We start from the raw sequence: 24831 nt of genomic DNA on the forward strand, positions 1-24831 counted from the left end.
TTATTTCCCGGTGATTATCTTTTTTATCTCATTCAGTTTGTTCAGGGCCTCGACCGGCGTGAGGTTGTTGATGTCGGTCCGCAGAATCTCGTCGCGCACCTGCGAGAGCACGGGGTCGTCGAGCTGGAAGAAACTCAGCTGCACGCCACCGCGCGACGAGGCAATCTCGGCCGTAGGTTTGGCCAGCCCCGTCTGCCGGTTCTCGTCCTCGAGCTGTTTCAATATCTGGTTGGCCCGCTTGACGATGCTCTGGGGCATGCCGGCCAGCTTGGCCACGTGGATACCGAAGCTGTGTTCGCTGCCGCCCCGCACCAGTTTGCGCAGGAATATCACCTTGTTGTCAATCTCCTTGACCGAGACGTTGTAGTTGACAATGCGCTTGTAGGTGCGCTCCATCTCGTTGAGTTCGTGGTAGTGGGTGGCAAAGAGCGTCTTGGCCCTCGCCTTGGGATGCTCGTGTATGTGCTCGACGATGGCCCAGGCAATGGAGATGCCGTCGTAGGTACTGGTGCCGCGCCCCAACTCGTCGAAGAGCACGAGGCTGCGTTCCGACAGGTTGTTGAGGATGTCGGCCGCCTCGGTCATCTCGACCATGAAGGTCGACTCGCCCAGCGAGATGTTGTCCGAAGCCCCCACGCGAGTGAATATCTTGTCGACAATGCCTATGCTGGCCGCCTCGGCGGGGACGAAACTGCCTATCTGCGCCATCAGCACAATGAGGGCCGTCTGCCGCAACAGGGCCGACTTACCGGCCATGTTGGGACCGGTAATCATCATGATCTGCTGCTTGTCGTTGTCGAGCTCCACGCTGTTGCTCACATAGCTCTCGCCCGGGGGCATCTGCTTCTCGATGACTGGGTGGCGCCCCTCCTTGATGTCGATGGTGAGCGAATCGTTAATCTCGGGGCGGATATAGCGGTTCTCGACGGCCGACTTCACAAACGACAGCAGGCAGTCGAGCCGGGCTATCAGATTCGAGTCGAGCTGGATGGCCGGGATGAACTCGGTGAGGGCCAGAATCAGGTCGTTGAACAGTTGGGCCTCCAGCGAAAGTATCTTCTCCTCGGCCCCGAGAATCTTCTCTTCATACTCCTTCAGCTCCTGGGTGATGTATCGCTCGGCATTCACCAGGGTCTGCTTGCGCACCCAGTCGGCCGGCACCTTGTCCTTGTGGGTATTGCGCACCTCGATGTAGTAACCGAACACGTTGTTGTAGCCCACCTTGAGGCTGGGGATACCCGTGCGGTCGCTCTCGCGCTGCTGCACGTGCAGCAGGTAATCCTTGCCCGAGGTAGAAATCTCGCGCAGGTCGTCGAGTTCGGCATTCACCCCCTTGCGGATGATGCCGCCGCGGTTGGAGACGTTGGGCGCATCGGGCACAATCTCCCGCTCGATGCGGTCGCGTATGCTCGCGCAGCAGTTGAGTTGCTCGCCTATGCGTTGCAGCACCGGCTCGTCGCTCTGCTCGCACACCGCCTTGATGGGCTCGATGGCCTGCAGGGCCACCTTGAGCTGCACCACCTCGCGGGGCGAGATACGCCCCACGGCCACCTTCGAGATGAGCCGCTCCATGTCGCCGATGGTGTCGAGCTGCGGGTCGATAACCTCGCGAGCTTCGGGGTGGCGGAAGAAGAACTCCACGCCATTCAACCGGTCTTCGATAGGCTTCACATCCTTCAGGGGGAAGATAATCCACCGCCTGAGCATGCGGGCACCCATGGGGGTGACGGTGCGGTCGATGACGTCGAGCAGACTCTTGCCCCCCTCGTTCATGGGGGCGAGCAGTTCGAGGCTGCGCACCGTAAACTTGTCGAGGCGCACATAGCGCTCCTCCTCGATGCGGGAGAGCGAGGTGATGTGCGAAATATGGGTATGTTGGGTAATGTCGAGGTAGTGAAGCAGCGACCCGGCCGCAATGATGGCACAAGGCATGTTGTGCACGCCGAATCCCTTGAGGTTCTTGGTCTCGAAGTGGCGCAGCAGGCGGTCTTTGGCAGCATCTTCGGTATAGACCCAGTCGTCGAGTTCGAAGGTGAAGAAGCGGCTGCCGAAATGCTCTTCGAAGAGTTTACGCTTGGTGCGCTCGAACAGCACCTCCTTGGGGGCGAAGTTGCCCAGCAGTTTGTCTACATAGTCGTAATCGCCCTCAGCAGCCAGAAACTCGCCGGTCGAGATGTCGAGGAAAGCCACGCCCACCTTGTTGTTTTTCCCGAAGTGAACGCCGGCCAGGAAGTTATTCTCTTTATGGTCCAGTATATTGTCGTTGATCGACACACCCGGGGTCACCAGCTCGGTGATACCCCGCTTCACCAGCTTCTTGGCCAGCTTGGGGTCTTCCAGCTGTTCGCAGATAGCCACCCGCTTGCCGGCCCGCACCAGTTTGGGCAGATAGGTGTCGAGGGCATGATGCGGGAAGCCCGCCAGCTCGACATATTGCGCGGCACCGTTTGCCCGACGGGTAAGCGTAATTCCCAGAATCTCAGATGCCACGATGGCATCGTCCGAAAAGGTCTCATAGAAATCTCCCACCCTGAACAGCAATATGGCATCGGGATGCAGGGCTTTCATCTCGATGTACTGCTTCATAAGCGGAGTTTCAACTATTTCCTTGGCCACAATCTATTTCTTTTATCTTCTTGTTTTCTATCCTGTTTAAGAGAAACAAAGGTAGCGATTTCGGCCGAATTTGCGAAATTAAAAAAATGTAAACGCCGTTTTATTCCCTCCCGGAAACCCGACAACGGTGCAGCCGGGAGCTCCCGGCGCACCGCTATACCTTCAAAAATATCTGTTTGCGATACAGAAAATAGAGGAAGACCCAGCAACAGGCCACATACCCCGTACGAAGGAGCAACTCACCCGCCGGCTCTCCGGCATATTCGCCTGCCCAGCAAGCAAGCCCGCCGAACAGGAAACGATTCAGATGCGAGAATCCTATCATCGGCTGGGCCAGATAGATGGTGATGGAGTTGAGACCTATCACCCGGAAGAAGAGGGTCCACGACCGCCTGCCCCGCACATCGATTACATAATAAAAGAGGGCAAACAACAGAAACGAGAGCCCTCCGGCAAAACAGGTAAACGAACTGCTCCACAAGGTTTTATTGATAGGGAACCATTGATTCCACACCCACCCCACGGCGACAAGCCCTGCACCTGTCCCCGCCAGCCACAGGCTCTTACGGGCTCCGCTTCCCAAGCGGGCAGAACGGACCATCTCGCCGGCATACATACCCAACAGGGCCGTTACTATGGCAGGCAGGGTACTCAACAATCCCTCGGGGTCGAAACTGCCATCGTTCAACCGTCCCGGCAACAGACAGCGGTCTATGTATCCCGCCAGATTGCCTTCGGGCGAAAAGGGCGAGGCTCCCGGAGCATCGGGCGCAGGAACAAAAGCCAGCAACAACCAGTAGCCGAGTAGAATCAATGCGACGAATAGATACTGCAACCGCTTCGACAACCGCATGTAAATCCAGGCTCCAAGCATCCAGGCCACCCCTATGCGACCCAGTACACTGGCCACCCGCAAATCGGCAAAATCGAACTGCAACAGGCCGTTATAGACCATGCCCAACACCACGAGGGTCACCCCCCGTCGCAATACTCGCAGGCCGATGCGGCGGTCGGGCACCCCTCGGCTGCGCTGCTTGGCGAGCGAAAACGGGAAAGAGATGCCCGCAATAAAGAGGAAGAGGGGGAAAATCAGGTCGTGCTGTGTAAACCCATGCCAGACCGTATGCGACATCTGCCCCGCAAGCCATTCTCCAACCTCGGTCGGGCAACATCGGTTCAAAGCGACCACCCACGAGGCAAACCCCATGATAAACAGCATGTCGAATCCCCGCAAGGTATCCAACGACAACAATCGTTCTTCTCTCTTCGTGTCCATATTCCTACTCTTTTTTATATGGTATACAGACAACGCCACCGATTTATCCAACCGAACAGGGCAAAAAAACAAAGCGGAAGGTCGACCCCAACAGTGGTCTCTCCCCTCCGCTCCATATCACAACGGGATACCCGTTATCCGTTCGCTATCAGTTATACAGCCCGTAGTTTTCGTGGCCCGAGATAAAGTCGATGCGATTTTGGATCCACTCTTTCAACTTGTCGAGGTTCTCCCTGAAATTAAACGACCCCTCGGTCCGACCCGGCTCAACAGGCCACACCACTCCATTCTCAATAGCCGAGGGCTCTATCTGGTCGGCATACTCGTCCATGTATTCCAGCAGTAAGGGATACAGCTCGGTCTTGAAGTGGTCGAACTTCTCCTTGTAAAGTGCTCTGAACTCGGGGGTCTTGCTGATTTGCATCAGGAACGGACCACCGTATTGCGGATAGTCGAACATCTCCAGCAACAGTTTGTCGGTCACCTGGTTCTCCACCCCGTCGTTGTAGGTAAAGCCCCAGTCGAAATCCCAAATGGGACCAAAGTGATAGACATCTTGGGGATTGGCCTTGTAGAGATAAACACTCTTGGGCCACACAGGCTCGCGGTTGCCGCACACATTGTAGACTATGAGGTAGTTGACAAGCGACTCCATATCGAGGCTGGTAGAGAGATCCTCGCCCATATAGACCTTGCGCTCAAACTCGGTAAAATCGTCGCGCCAACTGCTCAACAGCGATTCGGGGGTTACCCCTTTCACCTCGGCAATCTCGCTCAGGTCGGGGTCCTTCACCATCATGGGCAGGTTGTAGTAGCGCGACCAGAACTTGTAGTCCTCGTCAAAGTTGGTATCCATCTCAAACAAGATGCCAGTCTCTTCGTCGATATCGACACTCGCCCCCGTGATGCCAATCTTCTCGGTGATGAAGTATGCCCCCTTGAAGATACCGTTGAAATAGACCCGGATAGGCTGGCAATGGTTGGTAAAGGGCATTTCGAGCAACTGCCCCAGCTTCAGGGCCACGGCATTCCGCATCAGCGAGCAGTCGATATAGTTGGCAATCAGGGCGTAGCTCTTGGCTTTGGCCAGACCGCAAATGGCAATCTTCTTGTCGAATTTCAACCGATAGGGTTTCTTCACATAGTTCCAGGTGCTGTTGCCCCGCCCCTTGATCGAGACGGCCGTAGGTTCCAAATCGTCGACTACACCGTTGCCGTCGATACTGATCATGGCATCGAGGTAGAGCTCCTTGTCATAGAGTTCGCTCAAGTCGGGATAGCCGGGTATCGTGATGTATACGGTGGGGACATTCGTGCCCACGGCACAGTGGTCTATCTTGGAGAGAGCCACCGACAAGCGGCCCTCTTGCGTGTTGACAATGAGGCTGTCGAGCGAATCGTCGCTATCGGAGAGGCTATGTGTCATCTCGGTAATCTCTGCAGCCTTTACCGAATTGAAATCGGCATCGTTGTGGTATATGTGAAGCCACGGGTGAGCCTGTTGGCCGTATACCCAAAGCGGCAGCAACAGGAGAAGGAGGAATATTTTTTTCATGTTTTTCTATTTGAACTACTGGTATGGATACTCTTGTTTATAACTCTCTACCGGGAGGATTATCCCCGTGGGGCGACGATAATCTTGCGCGATACCTGGCCGTAGCGGACCACATAGGCCCCGCCGGGCAACCGGTCGAACGCCAGGCGGAACTCGCCGTCGACCTGCTCGTCGGCCACCAGACGGCCGTTCAGGTCGTATACCTGCACCGTAGTCCCGGCAGGCAACCCGGTTATCTGCAACGCCTCGGCCGTCACGACAAAGGTCTCGCCCGTGACCTCGTGGATTCCCGAAATGGCCCGCTTGGTATAGCGAAAGCCCGAAATATCGGCCAAGGCAAAACTGTTGTCGGTCTCTGCACTCTCAAAAACGAGGGCATCGTCGGCAAACCGCATCGTCAAATCGGGAGAGAGCACCACGCTCACCACCGTGTTGTCCTTGTACTCCACATCGATTACCTTTTTCAGGGTGTCGGAGTACAGCATAAAATTCAGGCATAAGAATATGCCCAACACGCCTATTTTCTTCATTGCTAATGTTATGATGGTTATATTTTTCAGTTATCAGTTTAAGGATTCTCAATTGCATCATCTTCCCGCGAAGGACATCAAGGTCTCCTTTTCGCGGCAAAAATAGATATTTTTCTTAAATTGTCTTTATCCCTATCCCGGTTATCTGCTTCGCCGGCGAAAAAAACACCCCCATTTCAACGGTCTCCCCAGTTCTCGCGGTCGAGGTTGCGATAGTTCACCGCCTCGTTGATGTGCTGCACCTGCACCGTCTCGCATCCGTCGAGGTCGGCAATGGTGCGAGCTACCTTCAAGATACGATCGTAGGCCCGGGCCGAGAGATGAAATCGCTCCATGGCATCCTTCAGCCGTTTAAGCCCGGCGGCATCGGGCGCAGCATAGCGGTTCAGCAAGCGGGGAGTCATCTGGGCGTTGCAGTAGATACCGGGATACTCGGCAAAGCGGGCGGCCTGAATCTCCCGGGCGGCCACGACACGCCGGCGTATCGCTTCGCTCGACTCGGCCGGACGGGTATCCGATATTTTTTCGAAAGGCACGGGTACAATCTCTACCTGTATGTCGATGCGGTCGAGCAGCGGACCCGAGATTTTCCCCAAATAGCGCTGTATGGCCCCCGGGCTGCAGATGCACTCCTTGTCGGGGTGGTTGTAATAGCCGCAGGGACAGGGGTTCATCGAGGCGACCAGCATCACACTGGCCGGATATTCAATCGAGTATTTGGCCCGGGCAATGGTGATTTTGCGGTCTTCAAGCGGCTGACGCATCACCTCGAGTACCTGACGCGAAAACTCGGGCAACTCGTCGAGAAAGAGTACCCCGTTGTGGGCCAGCGAGATTTCGCCCGGCTGGGGATAGGCTCCGCCACCGACCAGCGCTACCGACGAAATGGTGTGGTGCGGTGCCCGGAAGGGACGTTGCGACAGCAGCGAACTGCCCCGCTCCATACGGCCGGCCACCGAGTGTATCTTGGTTGTCTCGAGGGCCTCTTGCAGGGTGAGCGGCGGGAGTATCGACGGCAACCGCTTGGCCATCATCGACTTGCCTGCCCCCGGCGGACCTATGAGTATGATGTTGTGCCCGCCCGCAGCAGCGACCTCGAAGGCACGCTTCACGCTCTCCTGCCCCTTCACGTCGCTGAAGTCGAGGTCGAAACGGGTACACTCCTTGAAAAATTCGGCCCGGGTGTCGATAACGGTCGGTTCCAGCTCCACCTCTCCATCGAAGAAACGGATCACCTCGGTGAGGTTCTCCACCCCGTAGACCTCGAGGTTGTTCACCACGGCCGCTTCGCGCACATTGGCCTTGGGGATAATCAACCCCTTGAATCCCTCCTCGCGGGCCTTGATGGCGATAGGCAATGCCCCCTTGATGGGGAGAATGGAACCGTCGAGCGAGAGTTCGCCCATGAGCATGTAGTCGCCCAGGCGATTGCTCTTCACCTTGCCGTCGCCGGCCAGGATGCCGATGGCCAGAGGCAGGTCGTAAGAGGCCCCCTCCTTGCGGATGTCGGCAGGCGACATGTTCACAATGACTTGTCGACGTGGAAATTTATAGCCGTTGTGCTCTACGGCCGAGACAATGCGTTCGTGGCTCTCCTTGACTGCCGCATCGGGCAGCCCCACCATGAGAAATCGAATCCCCTGCGAGCAGTTCACCTCGATGGTGACGACCAGGGCGTCGATGCCCTGCACGGCTGCTCCGAAAACTTTCACCAACATAGTAATAGATTTAAGCAGGTTATATACACCCGATTAGGGTTTAATCATCCGGTCGATGCAGGCCCGGGTCGAGTCGGGCGACAGACCTCGTGCCACCACCCGGCCCGTCGAATCGGCTACCAACAGATAGGGCAGGCGGTGTATGTCGAGCCACTTCACCCCGGCATAGAGGTAGCCCCCCTTGGCCCACAACCGGGTCCACTGCACGGTGTCGGGGGATACCGTCCGGCGCCATACGGCACTGTCGCGGTCGAGCGACACATCTATCACCTGCACGGCGGTATCGTAGCGGGCGGCCATATCGCCCAGGAAAGTTTCGTAGCCGCGGGTCCCGGCCGTCTCGGCTGCCCAGAAACAGAGCAGCGTGGCCCGGGCCTCCTGGGCATCGATTATCCACGAGGTATCGGCCACCGTGACCAGCGAGAGGTAGGGCAATACCGAATCGGCTTTCAACGTATTCTCAAACTCCCGATAGCGCACCAACGGAACTCCGGCCCCACCGGCCAGCACCCCGGGGTCGAGCAGGGCAATGAGCGAATCGCAACGGGCCTGATCGGCCTCGCCCAGCAGATAGTTGCTCAACAGGATGGCACTCACGGGCGAGTCGCGATGCTTGCCCACATAGTCGGCCACCACCCCCTGCAGCTCCCGGCACAACTGTTCGTACCGAGGGGTGCGCGACCCCGAAGCCGAGGCGTTACGCTCGGCCAGCCAGGTTTGCAACAGCTCCTTGTTCTCCTGGTTGAACTTGAACAGCTCCTTGTTCAGCGAACTGCCCTTTACCTTCAGGCCGAAGGGGTCTTGCCCGTCGCCCGAAAGCTCGATGCGGTCGCCGTTCTGCACATAAATCTGGGTAAACGGAGTCTTGTCGAAATAATAAAACTGAATGGGAATAAGCTCGGCCGACGAATTTTTAAAGGCGATATATCCGTTTTGCGGACGCAGGGTATCGACCACGATACCGCTCTCGGTGCTGTAAACCGCATAGACAGGCCGACCGCCCAGGTTGTTGAGGGTCCCCTCGACCGAAAACTCGTGACTTTTGCCTCCACAACCGCTCAACAGCAGCACACCCACACACAATATTGCGCCTATTTTGCTCATGTAAAACCTTTTTCTTTTCTTGCAAATGTACTCGATTTGCGGGAGAAGCCAAACTTTATCGGTCAAAACCCTCGACCGAGCCCGAACTTTCTGGAAAAAACGACAAAAAAGAACGACCTTTTTGACTATATATCTCCGAGAAGTTAGCCTATATTTGCACCTCCAAAAGGAGGTACGACGCAACACCATGTGAAAACGCGGTTTTCACTTGTAGCGGTTAATCCTTTTCCCTTTTGGTAGAATACAGGATACACCTTTTGGTATAAAAATCAAGCGAGCTTATTTTTATACTCCCGACTTTCTATATATTTGCAAAATATCTTATACCTTGTCTATGAAACGTTTTGCCATTCTCCTCCCCTTGCTCCTTCTGGCAGTCGTCGCCAATGCCCAGATACGCAACAATGTACCCAAGTACAATCCCGACAGCGTACGCGAAGAGCTGGACAAGCGCCCCTACTTCTCGCTTTTCAAAGACAACTATTTCATCGTGGGTTCTACTCTGGGCGGGAGACCCACCGGACAAAATTCGGATGTAAAATTTCAGTTGAGTATCAGCCAGCGACTCACCAAGAGCAAGCTGCCCTTCGATACCTACCTCTTTATCACCTACACGCAAAAGGCTTTTTGGAACGTATTCCAAGAGTCGCTCCCCATGTATGACCTCAACTTCAATCCGGGCATAGGCCTCACGCACCCGGTCATCTACCACGACCGCTTCATCGGACAGGTCACGCTCCTCGTCGAGCATGAGTCGAACGGAAAAGACAGTATCTGGTCTCGCAGCTGGAACAAAATTTCGCTTATGGGTGCACTTGCCGTCGATCACAACGTAGAGCTGCAATTCAAAACCTGGATACCCATTATCGACAGCGGCAACAACCGCGACATACTCAAGTATTGCGGCATCTTCCAACTGGCCGGCAGCTACCTGAGCGACAACCGCCGATTCGGAGCCTCCATCATCCTCACCAAACGCAGCGGCTGGAACTTCAACTTCAACACCGTCGTCGAGTTGAGTGCCCGCCTCTTCCCCAACGAGAACCAGTATCTCTTCCTGCAATATTACAACGGCTACGGCGAGGGACTGCTCGACTACAACAAGTTCCACTCCCGGCTGCGTATCGGGTTCGTCATCAAACCCCAGAATTTCAGCAACTTCTAATCTCTCTTTCCCGATAAAATACTAAAGGCATCCCCCAACAGCCTCGCCGAATTACCCCTGTCGAAAACGAGCGAAGGGTGCACCCGTTCGAAAATCGCAGGCACACCCTTCGTATGGTTCCGTTTCGACCGGTCTATCGGTCAGTCGAGATTGAAGGCTTTCTTCACTACATCCACATAGTCGAGTTTCTCCCAGGTGAAGAGCTCTACCTCGCGCACCACCGGCTCGGTGTTGTAGTGCGACGTGAAGGTCTTGACCACCGTCTGCGGTTTGCGACCCATGTGGCCATAGGCTGCCGTCTCTTCATAGATGGGGTTACGCAGTTTCAACCGCTCCTCGATAGCCCGGGGACGCATGTCGAATATCTCGCCCACGCGACGGGCAATCTCGGCATCACTCATCGGCACATGCGATTTGCCGTAGGTATTCACATAGATACTTACCGGCTCGGCCACCCCGATGGCGTAGGATACCTGCACCAGAATCTCGTCGGATACACCGGCAGCCACCAGGTTCTTGGCTATATGCCGGGCGGCATAGGCTGCCGAACGGTCTACCTTCGAAGGGTCTTTGCCCGAGAAGGCGCCGCCGCCGTGACCACCCTTGCCGCCATAGGTGTCGACAATGATCTTGCGACCCGTGAGACCGGTATCGCCGTGAGGACCGCCGATGACAAACTTGCCCGTGGGGTTCACCAGCAGCACCAGCTGATCGTCGAAGAGTGCCCGTACCCGCTCGGGCAACTGGGCTATCACGCGGGGCAAGAGTACCGTCTTCACATCGTTATAAATGGTCTGCAACATCTCGCGGTCGGCAGCATCCTGTGCCTCCTTCGAGCCATCGACCGGCGTCACGAACTCGTCGTGCTGGGTCGAGATGACGATGGTGTGCACGCGCACCGGCTCGTTCTTCTCGTTGTATTCAATAGTCACCTGCGACTTCGAGTCGGGACGCAGATACGACGTCACCCGCCCCTTGCGCAGATAGGTCATGGCCGAAGCCTCGCGACGAATGGCGGCCAACTCGATGAGCAACAGGTGCGACAGGTCGAGCGAGAGAGGCATGTAGTTGTCTGTCTCGTTGCAGGCATAACCAAACATCATGCCCTGGTCGCCGGCACCCTGCTCCATGGCATCAGCTCGCTCCACGCCCCGGTTGATGTCGGCCGACTGTTCGTGAATGGCCGAAAAGATGCCACACGAGTCGGCATCGAACTTATACGAGCTCTTATTATATCCAATCCGGTGAATTACCCGACGGGTCACCTCCATCAAATCGACATAAGCATTCGATTTAACCTCGCCCGCCAAAACGACCTGCCCGGTCGTCACAAGGGTTTCGCAAGCAACTTTCGAGTTCGGGTCATAGGCCAGGAACTCGTCAAGCAAAGCGTCCGAAATCTGATCGGCCACTTTATCGGGGTGTCCTTCCGACACCGATTCCGAGGTAAACAAATAGTTCATTTCTCTCTTGAATAAATAGTAAATACTTCTTTTTCAAGGAAGAACAACTGCAAAGCCCACGAAAGTAAACTGATTTTGATAAAGCCGGACGGGCCTCGGCGAGACCCCGTAACGCAGTTTTAGCATTTTTTTTCGTGGTTGCAAGCAGCCAAATCCTTCCACAGTTTTTTGTAATTGCGCGGCAAAGATAATATATGCCGCGAGCAATACCAAATTTTATCGCTCTTTTCGCAACGAATTTTCAATTTGCCACGACAGCTACCGCAGCAAATACGGCATTCTCTCCCTGGATGTTACCTCCCCTCCAGGCCGGCCAGTATCTCGGCAGCCGTCTTGCCCAGAACGGGGTGCATCCACTGCGGGGCAATCTCGGCGAGAGGCTCCACCACAAAGGTGCGCTTGTGCATGTAGGGGTGAGGAAGCACCAGCGCATAGGTGTCGAGCACCTGGCCGTCGTAGTCGAGCAGGTCGATGTCGATAAGCCGGTCGGCATAACTGCCGTCGCTCCGCCGGTGGTCCTTGCTCCCCAACTCTCGCTCGATGGCCTGTACGGTCGAGAGCACCTCCTCGGGCAGCAAATCGGTATCGACAGCCATGGCCGCATTGCAAAAGGTATGTACCGACTGGTACCCCCACGGCTCTGTCTTGTAGAACGACGACACGGCTACAACCGTGCCTACCCGCTTGCCAATCCGGTCGATGGCTTTCCTGATGATTTGCTCCTTATTCCCCAGGTTCGAGCCTAAGCCCAAGTATACTCGCTTCGCCATGATGTTTATCTCTTTTTTGCGCTACTAAGATAGCAAAAAGGGGCTTTTTTGCAAAAATCTTTGGTTTAAATTTTTGATGATTTTGAACATATCCGAGAGAGCGACAACTGTCGGGACGTTGTCCGATGTATCGACCATGACACCTCCATAAACAACAGAACATTGCCCCACCTACTGACACCTTATACACCTACCCGTGCACAGCTATCTTTATAAAAGATAGAGGGTTGTACCAAAAAAATTTTCCGATTTTGCTTGCAGGCTCTCACTCCATTCACTACCTTTGCCTCTGCACAGTCTCGCCACTGCAGGCGGCAGACTGTAAATTTTGATCATATACAACAAATGATTGTCAAAGAGATGTATCACGCAACAAGCTTTCGAGTCTGGTTCGCGCCGTAGGGCATGAACCCGACAAGATTGTACCCGCACTCGCAGGGAGCGGATTTGTTGCGTTCTTTGACGTAATCGGAAAAGTTACGTTCGTTTCGTCCTGGGAAACGAGCGTGGTTCAGTTGTCGTTTTCGCGTGAGGCGAAGAGGGCAGCGCACAATTCTTTTTTCTCATTTTTTCACCTTAAAATCATTTGTTGTTATGAATAATCCTCTGACTTTACGAATCATGCGTTCGCTCGACGATTCGCTCGAGGGACCCGAATATGCTATCAATCTGCTGATTGCCGAACTCTCGACCGACACTCTGCCCGACCCGGTGCAAGAGGTGTCGATTCGCATCTACTCTACCCGTTATCAACTGCTGGGTGCCGACGTGTGGCAAAAGCCCAACGGCCGAAAGGCACCCCGCAAGATACGTTTCCAACTGGCCTCCAGCTCCTATTGGCTCGAAGATTGCTGCCACCTGTTTCTCTATTGCAACGGACTCCTGCGGGGCTACGCCTCGTTTGCGCTGTTCAGCGACTATGACAAGTGGGAAAACATCGCCCTCGAAGAGGCTGCCGACCACCCCGAAGCGCTCTTCTTCGTCGGCCACCTGTGCCACCAACCGTGGTGGAGCCGATTGGCTCAGGGGTCGATTTCGCCCACGGCCATTCGCAAACTCATCGACAGTCTGCTCTGGTACACCTCCGCTCCCTCCCCGAAGCGGCACTGGGTGGTATCGGGCGACGAGGCGCAGGCGGCTGCTTTTGCCACCAGCATTCTGGCGGCCAGCCTCACCGACAGCCATCCGAAGGCCTGTTGCCGGTTTGCCCTCAACGACCTGCTATCGGGCCGCTTGAGCTGGTCGCTGTTGCGAGACAACCTCGACGACAAAAAGACGGTCGTGGTGCAGGTCGATCGCATGGGCACCAGCACCTGTAACGAAAACATGCTCGACTTGCTGAGCGACTGGCTCAAGAGTGCCGATGCCCTGCCCTTCGTGTTCCACGGCTCGGAAAAGAACATCGACTTGCTGTTGCAGTATATCCCGGCTCTGGCCGACCTCTTCGACGAGCATACGACCTTTGCTCTGTCGGAGATGCCGGACAACTCGATATGGAACGACGACGAGGAGACAGAATTGCCGCTGCCCGAGGAGGCCGGCGTCTGCGACCTCAGACAGCCCTGCCCCGAAACGACCGACACCTCGTGCAATGCCACTCAGAAACTGGAAAGACTCATTGGCCTCTCTCAACTGAAGGCCGACATGCAGGATGCCTGCCTGGCGGCCCGGTTTGCCCGGGAGCGCCGCGAACTTGGCCTCGACCCCCACGAAGAGAATCGTCACCACATGCTGTTCTATGGCAACCCGGGGACCGGGAAGACTACGGTGGCCCGTCTGGTAGGCGAACTGTATCATCAAATGGGAGTGCTCTCGAAGGGGCACACGGTAGAGACCTGCCGCACCGACCTGGTGGGCGAATACATAGGTCACACCGAGAACCGCATGAAGGAGGTGCTGGAGCAGGCCCGGGGCGGGGTGCTCTTTATCGACGAGGCCTACACGCTGGTGGGCCGCAGCAAGGAGTCGAACGACTTCGGCAAGGAGGTGATTCACGCCCTGCTCCCCATCCTGTCGGAACCCGACCCCGACCTGATTGTGATTCTGGCCGGCTATGAAGAGAAGATGCAGACTCTGCTCCAGTCGAACCCGGGATTGAAGGATCGCTTCCCCCTGAAATTCTATTTCGAAGACTATACCAACGACGAACTCTACGCCATTGCCTGCCAGACGCTGCAAGACCGGGGATTTGTACTGACCCCTGCTGCCGAACAGCGGCTACGGGCAGCGATTGCCCGAGCTACCGCTCACCGCGACGCCCACTTCGGGAACGGCCGCTGGGTGCACAACCTGATAGAACAGGGCATTGTCAAAAGCATGGCTCGCCGCATCATGTCCATTCCCGGCCACGACCGTACCGACCGGGTGCTGCTCAGCACCGTAGAGGCGACCGACATCGACGAAGCCGAAGCGCGACTGGCCCTTCGCCCCGACTTGAGAGTTCCTCAGCCGGTACGTGTCGGATTCAGAGCCTGACCGTCCCGAAAACCCAACATTAAAAAACAAGAGGAGGCCGCCCCTCAACCGGGGGTGGCCTCCTCGGCAGCCAACGCCGCCAAATTCGTTCGGTCTCGACAAGACCGGTTACAATTTCACTTTCTTGCTCTTGCCGTCGCTCTCGTTGTGCATGCGGTCTACAGCCGTCACCACATAGACATACTCGCGAGTACCCCGTTTATAGGGGAGCAGGCAGCGGGTATCGCGGGTCACCGTCACCAGATGAGAGGTATCGTAGAGGTTAATCTTCTCGCTCGGGGTAAAACGATAGACACAGAAGTAAATCTGTTTCTGCATCTCGTCTTTGGTCTCCTTGCGTTTCCATTGCAGCTCGTAACCGTCGGGGGTCCACTTGGCCTTGAGCCCCTTCACCTCGGCCGGAGCCTTGCTGTCGATAAAGGTATAAGCCGGGATAAGGGCAGGTACGGCGTGGTAGTAGTTGCGCAAGTCGTCGGCTATACCCTTGTAATTCTCGAGCAACGAGTAGCCCGGCCAGAAACAGTTGCCCCCCACGTGGTCGAGGTAGCGGCTCAACTGCATCTTGTGGTTCAACTGTGTGTAGATGGGATTCACGTCGGTAGCATTCATGGTGCGCACCACATCCTGCCCGATATAGAGGTGCCGGCCGTTGGCATGGTTGTTCCACCAATAGATAAGCGTCTCGACACAAGCCGCCTTGTGGCCGATCTCCCAATAGAGTTGCGGCAACATGTAGTCCACCCAACCGTTACGGGTCCACAGCAACACATCGGCATAGAGCTGGTCGTAGTTCTGCAAGCCGTTGGTCGCACTGCCGTCGGGGTCGCTCTTCTGGTTACGGTAGATACCGAAGGGGCTGATACCGAAGCGCACCCAGGGTTTGCGCGTCTTGATAATCCCGCTCAACTCCTTGATGAGCAGGTTCACATTCTCGCGACGCCAGTCACCCCGCTCCATACCGTTACCATAGCGGGCGTAGCTGTTATCGTCGGGGAACTCGCTGCCGGCAATAGGATAGGGATAGAAATAGTCGTCCATGTGGATGGCATCGACATCGTAGCGAGTCACAATATCGTCGACCACCCGGCCGATAAACTCGCGGCACTCGGGCAATCCCGGGTCAAAATAGAGCTGTTTACCATACTGAACGAACCACTCGGGATGCTTGTAATAGATGTGCGAAGGCGCCAGCGGCTCGGCTCCGACCGTCCCCACCCGGTAGGGATTGAGCCAGGCGTGCAACTCCATATTGCGGGCATGGCACTGGTCAATCAGATATTGCAGCGGGTCCCACATAGGGTTGGGAGCCACCCCTTGCTGCCCCGTGAGATATTTGCTCCACGGCTCCAACTGCGAGGGATAGAAGGCGTCGGCCGTAGGGCGCACCTGAAAAATCACCGCATTGATACCGATGTGCTGGAGACTGTCCAACATCTCATTGAAATAGCGCTGCATGGAATCCCGGTCCATATCGCGGTAACGGCTCTGCCCCACCGTATGAATCCACGCTCCACGGAACTCCCGTTTCGGGTGCTCGTCGGCCCGTACCAGGCTGCCTCCGAGGCAAACGAGCAGCAGTAGCGATAAATAAATTTTAAGTTTCATTGTCTTGAATTTTGTTTTTGTGTCAAAGATAGTGCAAGCCGAGAGCAAAAGCAAATTTATTTGTGCTTTGCCGAGGCGCAGCCTGTCTTCGTCCACAACAGGGGCAAAGAGGACGCAAGCAGCAAGTCGAAAAGTCCGTGAAGAGCGTACGGTACAGATAAGAATCAGTACGATTTTACACCTTTTACAAACCTTGTGCCTGCTTTTTCGAAAAAATAAGAATCGTTGTATTTGAGTCACAACGACTTCGTATTATATTTGCAACGTAATCTCACTAAAATACACAAGACCTATGAAGAAATTACTTATTATGGCCTGCATTGCCGCCGCCTCGATCATCGCTTTACCGGCTGTTGCTCAAAACACGACCGACAACAAAGCGAAAACCGAGTGCTGCAAAAAGGAATGCAATAAGAAAGAGTGCAAATGCACCGATTGCAAATGCAAAGAGTGTAAAGGGAATTGCCAAGCGTGCAAGTGCACCAACTGCACCGGCAAAGAGTGCAAAGCCAACTGCCAGAAAAAATGCCAGTCGAATGCCAACTGCGGCAAACAGGCTCCCTGCAACACAAACTGCAAAACGCCCTGTTGCAAACAGAATGCGAACTGTGGCAAGCAAGCTCCCTGCAAAACCAACTGCAAAAAAGCCAACACGCCCTGCTGCAAACAGGAGAACGCCAAGAAATAATTCGGCTCATCGAATAACAAGAACCGAGGGCTGTGCCGTTTTCCAATCGCGGTACAGCCCTTTTTGTCTCCACGAGGACAATCCACACGCAAGCAATTGCCCTCCGCAGGAAAAGAGCATCCCTTACCAATCGCGGCACAACCGTCTGTTCCCCGGTCAACCCACCCGCTCCACCATCGGGCTCCTGACACCCATAAGCCAACGAATGCAAAGAGGCCGGCACATCTATTAAATTATATTAAGAAGAGACCCTTCCTATTGGGACTCCACAAAAGATAGCTACCTTTGCATCGTATTTTTATACGCTTATTTGTATGATATTAGTACTGAACAAAGTTCGATTTTCCATCGTTCGAGGTAACGCATCGCCTACCTCGCCCACGGTGTATGTCCACTGGTTCAGCGGGTTCATTTGAGCCATTCCCCTTCTATAAAGGGAGTAGTGGCACCGCTATCGGCACAACTCCCGACCGGGGCAAGCACCTCGCCCCAGACTCAATCAAACTCTATATTACCATCATTGCAGCCAGGTAACCCTCGGCATATACGGCCGACGGAGAAGTGCTGCACAAAAGCGTGTACAACTATGTTTCGCATTCTCATCTTACTCGCCATAGGCATAGGCGTAGGGATGCTCCTGCGGGGACGCTCCTGCGTAAAGGCTACGAAATGGGGCATTCAGGCCACCGTATGCCTGCTGTTGTTTGTTTTCGGTATTTCGATAGGGTCTAACCGCGACCTCATCGACAACCTGTACCGATTTGGCTGGCAAGCTCTGGTCATTGCCTGCCTGGGCGTAGTCGGCAGCATCGTGGCTGCCCGGGCTGCCCAACGGCTCTTCTTCAAGAAAGGAGGTAAACTATGAAAGAGAATCTGCTCATTCTGGGATGTTTCGTGGCCGGTATTGCGCTGGGACTTTCAAACCAGGCACCCGACTGGCTGCACGGGCACGACCTGCCTATGATTATCCTCTCGCTGCTCATCCTGCAAGTAGGCATCAGTCTGGGCAGTGCCACCGACTTGCGCCAGCTGGTCCGCTCGCTCAATCCTCGCATGTCGCTGCTGCCCCTCTTTACCATCGCCGGCACCCTGCTCTTCTCGGCCATAGGAGTATTGCTGCTGCACGGGCGTAACCTCAGCGACTGCCTGCTTGTGGGGAGCGGGTTCGGATACTACTCGCTCTCGTCGGTGCTGATTGCCGACCTCAAGAGTGCAACCCTCGGCGTGCAGGGCGCTACCGAACTGGCTACCGTGGCTCTGCTTGCCAACGTCATACGCGAAATGATTGCCCTCTTTGGCACTCCTACGTTGGCCCGCTGGGGCGGACGACTGGTGCCCATATCGGTGGCCGGCATCAACTCGATGGATGTGTGCCTGCCCATGATTGTACGCAATACCACGCGAGGCGAAGAGCTCATACCCATCGCCGTTCTGCATGGTATCGTACTCGAGGTGAGCGTACCGATCCTCATCAATGCCTTTTGTTGAAACGGCCGGTCGCGACAACGATTCGGTCCTGCCCATACCCACTTGCTCACTGCGAACAGGTGGGGCTCTTTTATTCCCGGCACTGTCAAATGTCGAAAACTTCGTTTTCCATTTGCCTCTGCGCTCGCCTTTCACTATCTTTCCAGAAGAAAGGAGGCGGCTCGGCACTGTCAAATGTCGAAAACTTCGTTTTCCATTTGCCTCTGCGCTCGCCTTTCACTATCTTTCCAGAAGAAAGGAGGCGGCTCGGCACTGTCAAATGTCGAAAACTTCGTTTTCCATTTGCCTCTGCGCTCGCCTTTCACTATCTTTGTACCCCATATATTTAATAAAGTAGAGAGATGAAAATAGAACAAATCATATCCGATGCCGCCGCCAAGGCCGTGAAAGCCTTGTATGGAGTCGACGCGGCCCCCGGGACGACCAATCCCCAGAAGACGAAAAAAGAGTTCGAAGGCAACCTTACCCTCGTGGTCTTCCCCTTCCTGAAGGCCTCGCACAAAGCTCCCGAAGCTACGGCTCAGGAGATTGGCGAATACCTGAAGGAGCATGAACCTGCCGTTGCCTCGTTCAACGTAATCAAAGGGTTCCTCAACCTGGTTATCGCTCCGGCGTTCTGGAGCGAGATGCTGCACCACATCGACGAGGAGGCTCAATTCGGTATCCGCCAGGCTGCCCCCGATGCTCCGCTCATCATGGTCGAATACTCTTCGCCCAACACCAACAAGCCGCTGCACTTGGGTCACGTACGTAACAACCTGCTGGGATACAGCCTCTCGAAAATTCTGCAAGCCAACGGCAACCGGGTGGTGAAGACCAACATCGTGAACGACCGGGGTATCCACATCTGCAAGTCGATGCTGGCCTGGGAGAAGTGGGGCAACGGCATCACGCCCGAAAAGGCCGGCAAGAAGGGCGACCACCTCATCGGCGACTTCTACGTGCTCTTCGACAAGCACTATAAGGAGGAGCTCAAAGAGCTCGAGGCCAAGGGCATGACGGCCGAAGAGGCCGAAGCCGCATCGCCCCTCATGCAGGAGGCTCGCGAGATGCTGCGCAAATGGGAGGCCGGCGACCCCGAAGTACGTCGGGTTTGGGAGATGATGAACAACTGGGTATATGCCGGATTCGACGAGACGTATCGCCGTCTGGGTGTAGACTTCGACAAGATCTATTACGAGTCGCAGACCTACCTCGAAGGGAAGGCCAAAGTGCTCGAAGGTCTCGAAAAGGGGCTCATGTTCCGCAAGGAGGACGGCTCGGTATGGGCCGACCTGACGAACGAGGGCCTGGACCAGAAACTGCTGTTGCGCAGCGACGGCACCTCGGTCTACATGACCCAGGACATCGGCACGGCCCAACAACGCTTCAGGGACTTCCCCATCGACAAGATGATTTATGTGGTGGGTAACGAACAAAACTACCACTTCCAGGTTCTCTCCATACTGCTCGACCGGCTCGGCTTCAAATGGGGCAAAGACCTGGTGCACTTCTCCTACGGCATGGTAGAGTTGCCCGAGGGCAAGATGAAGTCGCGCGAAGGTACGGTAGTCGATGCCGACGACCTGATGGACGAGATGATTGACACCGCCCGCGAGACCTCGGCCGAACTGGGCAAACTCGACGGCTGTACCCCTGAAGAGGCCGAAGAGATTTCGCGCATCGTAGGCCTGGGTGCCTTGAAATACTTTATCCTGAAGGTAGACCCCCGCAAGAACATGACTTTCAATCCCAAAGAGTCGATCGACTTCAACGGCAACACGGGGCCCTTCATCCAGTATACCCACGCCCGCATCTGCTCGGTGATGCGCAAGGCTGCCGAAGCCGGTATCGACTACCACAGCGTAGATACCAGCCACGTAGAGCCTACCGAGAAAGAGATTTCGCTCATCCAGCACCTGGCCGACTTCCCCTCGGTCGTAGCCGAGGCCGGTCGCATATATAGCCCCTCGCTCATTGCCAACTACGTGTACGACCTGGTCAAGGAGTACAACCAGTTCTACCACGACTACGCCATCCTGCGCGAGGAGGATGCCCAGGTACGGGCCTTCCGCCTGATGCTCTCGGCCAACGTGGCCAAGGTCATCAAGACCGGTATGGGTCTGCTCGGCATCGAGGTGCCCGACCGTATGTAAAGAACAACAACCTTTTAAAACCAGACAGATATGGAAAACTCGTATGATTCGTATAAATCGACAGCCACCTCATCGGTGTTGTCGACCGTGATGCGCAAAGTATATGTGCGCATGTTCCTGGCTCTCGTGGTGACTGCCTTCACGGCACTCTACGTAGCCTCGTCGCCCGCCTTGCTGACCACCATTCTGGGCAGCCGGGCCATCTTCTTCGGCCTGATGATTGCCGAGCTGGCTGTCGTGTTCGTCCTCTCGGGCATGCTCCACAAGCTCAGCACTGCTACGGCCACCCTGCTCTTCTACCTCTATGCCATACTCAACGGCGTGGTATTCTCGTCGATATTCGTGGTGTATGAGTTGGGCTCCATCGCCTACACCTTCTTCATCACGGCCGGTGTATTCGGTGCCATGAGCGTGTACGGCCTAGTGACCAAAAACGACATGACCCGATTCGGCAGCTACTGCGTGATGGCCCTCTTCGGCCTCATCATCGCTACGGTAGTAAACATCTTCGTAGCCAGCAGCACCCTCGACTGGATTATCAGCTTCGTGGGGGTAGCCCTCTTTATCGGCCTCACCGCCTGGGATACGCAGAAAATCAAAAACGCCGCCTACGAAGTAGAGCCCTCGCAAATGGGCAAACTGGCCACCATCGGAGCACTGTCGCTCTACCTCGACTTTATCAACCTGTTCCTCTACCTGCTCCGCTTCTTCGGCCGCAGCAACGATTAAGGGAACAACCTGAACAAGCTATCTAAACAGACACGATATGACACAACCCTTTTTCATCTACAATACGCTCGACCGTAAAAAGGAGGAGTTCAAACCGCTGAACCCGCCTTATGTGGGCATGTATGTATGCGGTCCCACCGTCTACGGCGACGCGCACCTGGGACACGCCCGTCCCGCCATCACCTTCGATGTGCTGTTCCGTTACCTCAAGCATCTGGGGTATAAAGTGCGCTACGTGCGCAACATCACCGACGTGGGTCACCTCGAAAACGATGCCGACGAAGGCGAAGACAAAATCGCCAAGAAGGCCCGCCTCGAGTCGCTCGAGCCGATGGAGGTGGTACAATATTACCTCAACCGCTACCACAAGGCCATGGAGGCCCTCAACGTGCTGCCCCCCAGCATCGAGCCGCATGCCTCGGGACACATCATCGAACAGATCGAATACATCAAGAAGATTCTCGAGGCCGGCTACGCCTACGTGAGCAACGGCTCGGTCTACTTCGACGTGGTGAAATACAACAAAGACCACCACTACGGCAAACTGTCGGGCCGCAACATCGACGACCTGCTCAACACTACCCGCGAGCTCGACGGGCAGAGCGAGAAGCACAACAGCTTCGACTTCGCCCTCTGGAAAAAGGCAGCCCCCGAGCACATCATGCGCTGGCCTTCGCCCTGGAGCGACGGCTTCCCCGGCTGGCACCTCGAGTGCTCGACCATGAGCACCAAGTATCTGGGCGAGGAGTTCGACATCCACGGCGGCGGCATGGACCTGCTCTTCCCCCACCACGAGTGCGAGATTGCCCAATCGGTAGCCGCACAGGGTCACGAAACGGTGCACTACTGGATGCACAACAACATGATTACCATCAACGGGCAGAAGATGGGCAAGTCGCTGGGCAACTTCATCACCCTCGACGAGTTCTTCACCGGCAACCACAAGCTGCTGCAACAGGCCTACTCGCCCATGACCATACGCTTCTTCATCCTGCAGGCCCACTACCGCAGCACCGTCGACTTCAGCAACGAGGCGCTGCAAGCCTCTGAAAAGGCTCTGCAACGCATGCTCGAGGGTTGGAACAACCTGGCCAAAATCACGCCGAGCGACACCTCGACGGTCGATGTCAAGGCTATCCGCGAGCACTGCTACGAGGCCATGAACGACGACCTGAGCACGCCTATCGTCATCTCGCACCTCTTCGAAGCGGTGAAGATCATCAACACGGCGCTGGCCGGCGAAGCCAAACTGACGGCCGACGACATCGCCCACCTGAAGGAGACCTTCTCGACCTTCCTCTTCGACATCATGGGTATCCGCGAAGAGGCCAAGGCTTCGGACGAAGGCAACGAGGCCTACCACAAAGCCGTAGACCTGCTGCTCGACGTACGCAAGGAGGCCAAGGCCCGCAAGGACTGGAGCACCTCGGACTACATCCGCGACAAGTTGACCGAAATCGGTTTCGAAATCAAAGATACCAAAGAGGGCGTGGAGTGGAAACTGAAATAACCGCACGCTCGACCGAATAAAACAATAACGCCCGGGGCAACGGCCCCGGGCGTTATTTGTATAGCGTCGTCGTGGAAGGGAGAAGCGGCACCGAAGCCGCTCCGCCCCACGGGCCTATTTCTGCATTTCGGCCACGAACTCGTTGGCCTTGGCCACCGCCTTGGTGATGTGGTCGCAGATGTGGTCGTCGCCGATGAGGCGGTCGATATTGGCCTTTTTCAGCGTCTCGTGTACCTGGGGATTGACACCCGAGAGAATCACATGTATCTTCTCCTTCTGCGACGAGGTAATCAGAATCTCGAGGTTGTGCAGGGCCGTGGAGTCGATGAAGGGCACCTTGCGCATGCGGATGATGCGCACCAGCGGACGGTCGGCCATACTGCGCATCAGCTCGTCGAACTTGGTGGCGATACCGAAGAAGAAGGGGCCTTCGATTTCGTACACCTCTACTCCCGGGGCCACCTTCAGCACCTCGTGCTGATTCGACTCGGTGCCGTGGGCAATGTCGAGCTCGTCGTGGAATACCGAGATTTTGGTCGTCTCGGTCATCCGGCGCAGGAAGAGCACTACGGCCAGCAACAGACCTATCTCGATGGCAATCGTCAGGTTGAAGATGACGGTGAGCAGGAAGGTGATGATGAGCACCGATACGTCCGACTTGGGGTTCTTCAGCAGCGAGCGCACCGTGCGCCAGCCGCTCATGTTATACGAAACCACAATCAGCACACCGGCCAGGCACGACATGGGCACCAGCCGGATAAGCGGCATGAGGAAGAGGAATATCAGCAGCAACACCACGGCGTGTATCATGCCGGCTACCGGGGTGCGGCCGCCGTTGTTGATGTTGGTCATGGTGCGGGCAATGGCACCGGTCACGGGGATACCGCCGAAGAAGGGCACCACGATATTGGCAGCCCCCTGGGCTATCAGCTCGGTGTTCGAGTTGGTCTTGTCGCCGGTCACACCGTCGGCCACGGTAGCCGAGAGCAACGACTCGATAGCCCCCAGCACGGCGATGGTGAAGGCCGGAGAAAGGAGTTGGTTGATGGTATCCATGTTGATATTGAGCGACTGCGGCTCGGGCACTTCGCTGCTGATGTTGAAGCGGTCGCCAATCGTCTCGATACCCTCAATGCCCCAGACATTACGGAGGATATAGACCAGTACCGTCATCAGGATAATGGCCATGAGCGAACCCGGTATCTTGTTGGAGATACGCGGCGTATAGGCGATGATGAGGATACTGAGCACCCCGATGCCCAGCGACCAGAAGTTGGTGGTATCGATGTGCTGGAAGTAGGCAATCCACTTCGATATGAAGTCGGCCGGCACACTCTCCATCGTGAGCCCCAGCAGGTCCTTTATCTGTGTGGCAAAGATGGTGAGGGCGATACCGCTGGTGAATCCCACCACAATGGGATAAGGTATGAACTTGATGATGGTTCCCAACCGGAAGCAGCCCATGAGCACCAGAATCAAACCCGCCATGAAGGTAGCGATGGCCAACCCCTCGAGACCATAGGTCTGTATGATGCCGTAGACAATGACGATAAAGGCACCGGTAGGTCCGCCTATCTGCACACTGTTACCGCCCAGAAACGAAACCAGGAAGCCACCGATGATGGCTGTAATAAGACCCTTTTCGGGCGATACCCCCGAGGCGATACCAAAAGCGATGGCCAGTGGCAGTGCCACGATGCCCACAATGATACCGGCCATGAGGTCTTTCAGAAATCTCTCTTTGGAATAGCTGGCCAACGAAGCCACGAACTTCGGGTGAAAATCCAATCTGCTTTTCATCTTTTTTTACCTATATATAATACCTGTTATTATCCTCTTTTTCTCAACAGAGGTCACTCGATAGCAACACCGGCAAGCCCGGCAAAAGTGCGACTCAAGCGAACCGGCATTCGCGCCGGTTTGAAAAACAGCGGCAAAATTAACTCTTTTTTATGATTCGAACGGTATGTTTGTTGAAAAAAATTAAAATAGAAAAGGGGGCGA

Annotated in this window: 18 protein-coding genes; 8 read left to right on the forward strand and 10 right to left on the reverse strand. The window is 55.6% G+C overall.

What is annotated here, in order from left to right:
* The 6 genes from mutS to ABGT88_RS00260 all read right to left on the reverse strand — a co-directional run bounded on the left by mutS (window position 1) and on the right by ABGT88_RS00260 (window position 8799).
* On the reverse strand, window positions 1-2616 hold the full coding sequence (gene mutS, locus ABGT88_RS00235; protein WP_289541020.1) for a DNA mismatch repair protein MutS: 2616 nt from the start codon (window positions 2614-2616) through the stop codon (window positions 1-3).
* Between the two features lie 154 nt (window positions 2617-2770).
* Window positions 2771-3892, reverse strand: coding sequence for a DUF5009 domain-containing protein (locus tag ABGT88_RS00240; protein ID WP_346699795.1), 1122 nt, complete (start codon window positions 3890-3892; stop codon window positions 2771-2773).
* A 148-nt stretch (window positions 3893-4040) separates the two neighbouring features.
* Window positions 4041-5447, reverse strand: a complete 1407-nt coding sequence (locus tag ABGT88_RS00245) for a CotH kinase family protein (protein WP_346699797.1) — start codon at window positions 5445-5447, stop codon at window positions 4041-4043.
* 59 nt (window positions 5448-5506) lie between these two features.
* The gene (locus ABGT88_RS00250; protein WP_346699799.1) at window positions 5507-5977 is read right to left on the reverse strand and encodes a T9SS type A sorting domain-containing protein; all 471 of its coding nucleotides are present in this window, start codon (window positions 5975-5977) and stop codon (window positions 5507-5509) included.
* A gap of 176 nt (window positions 5978-6153) precedes the next feature.
* Window positions 6154-7695 (reverse strand): YifB family Mg chelatase-like AAA ATPase, encoded by a 1542-nt coding sequence (locus tag ABGT88_RS00255; RefSeq protein ID WP_346699801.1) that lies wholly within the window; start codon window positions 7693-7695, stop codon window positions 6154-6156.
* A 33-nt stretch (window positions 7696-7728) separates the two neighbouring features.
* A complete protein-coding gene (locus tag ABGT88_RS00260) occupies window positions 7729-8799 on the reverse strand; it encodes a DUF4369 domain-containing protein (RefSeq protein ID WP_158096836.1) in 1071 nt (356 codons plus the stop codon).
* A 334-nt stretch (window positions 8800-9133) separates the two neighbouring features.
* Here ABGT88_RS00260 and ABGT88_RS00265 point away from each other — a divergent pair, with 334 nt between their 5' ends.
* Window positions 9134-9964 carry a phospholipase A gene (locus ABGT88_RS00265; protein ID WP_087407962.1) on the forward strand — a complete coding sequence of 277 codons (831 nt, stop codon included), beginning with the start codon at window positions 9134-9136 and terminating at the stop codon, window positions 9962-9964.
* Between the two features lie 140 nt (window positions 9965-10104).
* Here the strand turns inward: ABGT88_RS00265 and metK are convergent, their stop codons facing one another.
* Window positions 10105-11427, reverse strand: coding sequence for a methionine adenosyltransferase (gene metK, locus ABGT88_RS00270; RefSeq protein ID WP_087407961.1), 1323 nt, complete (start codon window positions 11425-11427; stop codon window positions 10105-10107).
* Window positions 11428-11720: 293 nt separating this feature from the next.
* A complete protein-coding gene (folK, locus tag ABGT88_RS00275) occupies window positions 11721-12197 on the reverse strand; it encodes a 2-amino-4-hydroxy-6-hydroxymethyldihydropteridine diphosphokinase (protein WP_346699804.1) in 477 nt (158 codons plus the stop codon).
* A gap of 594 nt (window positions 12198-12791) precedes the next feature.
* Here folK and ABGT88_RS00280 point away from each other — a divergent pair.
* Window positions 12792-14672, forward strand: a complete 1881-nt coding sequence (locus ABGT88_RS00280) for an AAA family ATPase (RefSeq protein ID WP_087407958.1) — start codon at window positions 12792-12794, stop codon at window positions 14670-14672.
* Window positions 14673-14780: 108 nt separating this feature from the next.
* On the opposite strand, the gene ABGT88_RS00285 is transcribed toward ABGT88_RS00280, so the two are convergent.
* Complete coding sequence (locus ABGT88_RS00285; RefSeq protein WP_258326861.1) at window positions 14781-16277, reverse strand: glycoside hydrolase family 10 protein; 1497 nt, start codon at window positions 16275-16277, stop codon at window positions 14781-14783.
* A gap of 292 nt (window positions 16278-16569) precedes the next feature.
* Here ABGT88_RS00285 and ABGT88_RS00290 point away from each other — a divergent pair, with 292 nt between their 5' ends.
* The 6 genes from ABGT88_RS00290 to cysS all read left to right on the forward strand — a co-directional run bounded on the left by ABGT88_RS00290 (window position 16570) and on the right by cysS (window position 22827).
* Window positions 16570-16965, forward strand: coding sequence for a hypothetical protein (locus tag ABGT88_RS00290; protein ID WP_143240895.1), 396 nt, complete (start codon window positions 16570-16572; stop codon window positions 16963-16965).
* Window positions 16966-17551: 586 nt separating this feature from the next.
* On the forward strand, window positions 17552-17830 hold the full coding sequence (locus tag ABGT88_RS00295) for a lysine exporter LysO family protein (RefSeq protein ID WP_258326863.1): 279 nt from the start codon (window positions 17552-17554) through the stop codon (window positions 17828-17830).
* Window positions 17827-18453 (forward strand): lysine exporter LysO family protein, encoded by a 627-nt coding sequence (locus ABGT88_RS00300; protein ID WP_087407953.1) that lies wholly within the window; start codon window positions 17827-17829, stop codon window positions 18451-18453. Before ABGT88_RS00295 ends, ABGT88_RS00300 begins: the two co-directional genes overlap by 4 nt.
* Window positions 18454-18794: 341 nt before the next feature.
* Entirely contained in the window at window positions 18795-20588 is a 1794-nt protein-coding gene (gene argS, locus ABGT88_RS00305) for an arginine--tRNA ligase (protein WP_087407952.1), read from the forward strand.
* Between the two features lie 30 nt (window positions 20589-20618).
* Window positions 20619-21317, forward strand: coding sequence for a Bax inhibitor-1/YccA family protein (locus tag ABGT88_RS00310; RefSeq protein WP_258326865.1), 699 nt, complete (start codon window positions 20619-20621; stop codon window positions 21315-21317).
* 37 nt (window positions 21318-21354) lie between these two features.
* Window positions 21355-22827, forward strand: a complete 1473-nt coding sequence (gene cysS, locus ABGT88_RS00315) for a cysteine--tRNA ligase (protein WP_087407950.1) — start codon at window positions 21355-21357, stop codon at window positions 22825-22827.
* Between the two features lie 114 nt (window positions 22828-22941).
* On the opposite strand, the gene sulP is transcribed toward cysS, so the two are convergent.
* The gene (sulP, locus tag ABGT88_RS00320; RefSeq protein ID WP_087407949.1) at window positions 22942-24627 is read right to left on the reverse strand and encodes a SulP family inorganic anion transporter; all 1686 of its coding nucleotides are present in this window, start codon (window positions 24625-24627) and stop codon (window positions 22942-22944) included.
* Window positions 24628-24831 lie beyond the last annotated feature (204 nt).

This window comes from Barnesiella sp. An22, from assembly GCF_963931395.1.
GTDB lineage: Bacteria > Bacteroidota > Bacteroidia > Bacteroidales > Barnesiellaceae > Barnesiella > Barnesiella merdigallinarum.

Coding starts and splice junctions, on each gene's coding strand:
- ABGT88_RS00240 (WP_346699795.1), bottom strand. CDS start 3,892: ATGGACACGAAGAGAGAAGAACGATTGTTGTCGTTGGATACCTTGCGG.
- ABGT88_RS00245 (WP_346699797.1), bottom strand. CDS start 5,447: ATGAAAAAAATATTCCTCCTTCTCCTGTTGCTGCCGCTTTGGGTATAC.
- ABGT88_RS00250 (WP_346699799.1), bottom strand. CDS start 5,977: ATGAAGAAAATAGGCGTGTTGGGCATATTCTTATGCCTGAATTTTATG.
- ABGT88_RS00255 (WP_346699801.1), bottom strand. CDS start 7,695: ATGTTGGTGAAAGTTTTCGGAGCAGCCGTGCAGGGCATCGACGCCCTG.
- ABGT88_RS00260 (WP_158096836.1), bottom strand. CDS start 8,799: ATGAGCAAAATAGGCGCAATATTGTGTGTGGGTGTGCTGCTGTTGAGC.
- ABGT88_RS00265 (WP_087407962.1), top strand. CDS start 9,134: ATGAAACGTTTTGCCATTCTCCTCCCCTTGCTCCTTCTGGCAGTCGTC.
- metK (WP_087407961.1), bottom strand. CDS start 11,427: ATGAACTATTTGTTTACCTCGGAATCGGTGTCGGAAGGACACCCCGAT.
- folK (WP_346699804.1), bottom strand. CDS start 12,197: ATGGCGAAGCGAGTATACTTGGGCTTAGGCTCGAACCTGGGGAATAAG.
- ABGT88_RS00280 (WP_087407958.1), top strand. CDS start 12,792: ATGAATAATCCTCTGACTTTACGAATCATGCGTTCGCTCGACGATTCG.
- ABGT88_RS00285 (WP_258326861.1), bottom strand. CDS start 16,277: ATGAAACTTAAAATTTATTTATCGCTACTGCTGCTCGTTTGCCTCGGA.
- ABGT88_RS00290 (WP_143240895.1), top strand. CDS start 16,570: ATGAAGAAATTACTTATTATGGCCTGCATTGCCGCCGCCTCGATCATC.
- ABGT88_RS00295 (WP_258326863.1), top strand. CDS start 17,552: ATGTTTCGCATTCTCATCTTACTCGCCATAGGCATAGGCGTAGGGATG.
- ABGT88_RS00300 (WP_087407953.1), top strand. CDS start 17,827: ATGAAAGAGAATCTGCTCATTCTGGGATGTTTCGTGGCCGGTATTGCG.
- argS (WP_087407952.1), top strand. CDS start 18,795: ATGAAAATAGAACAAATCATATCCGATGCCGCCGCCAAGGCCGTGAAA.
- ABGT88_RS00310 (WP_258326865.1), top strand. CDS start 20,619: ATGGAAAACTCGTATGATTCGTATAAATCGACAGCCACCTCATCGGTG.
- cysS (WP_087407950.1), top strand. CDS start 21,355: ATGACACAACCCTTTTTCATCTACAATACGCTCGACCGTAAAAAGGAG.
- sulP (WP_087407949.1), bottom strand. CDS start 24,627: ATGAAAAGCAGATTGGATTTTCACCCGAAGTTCGTGGCTTCGTTGGCC.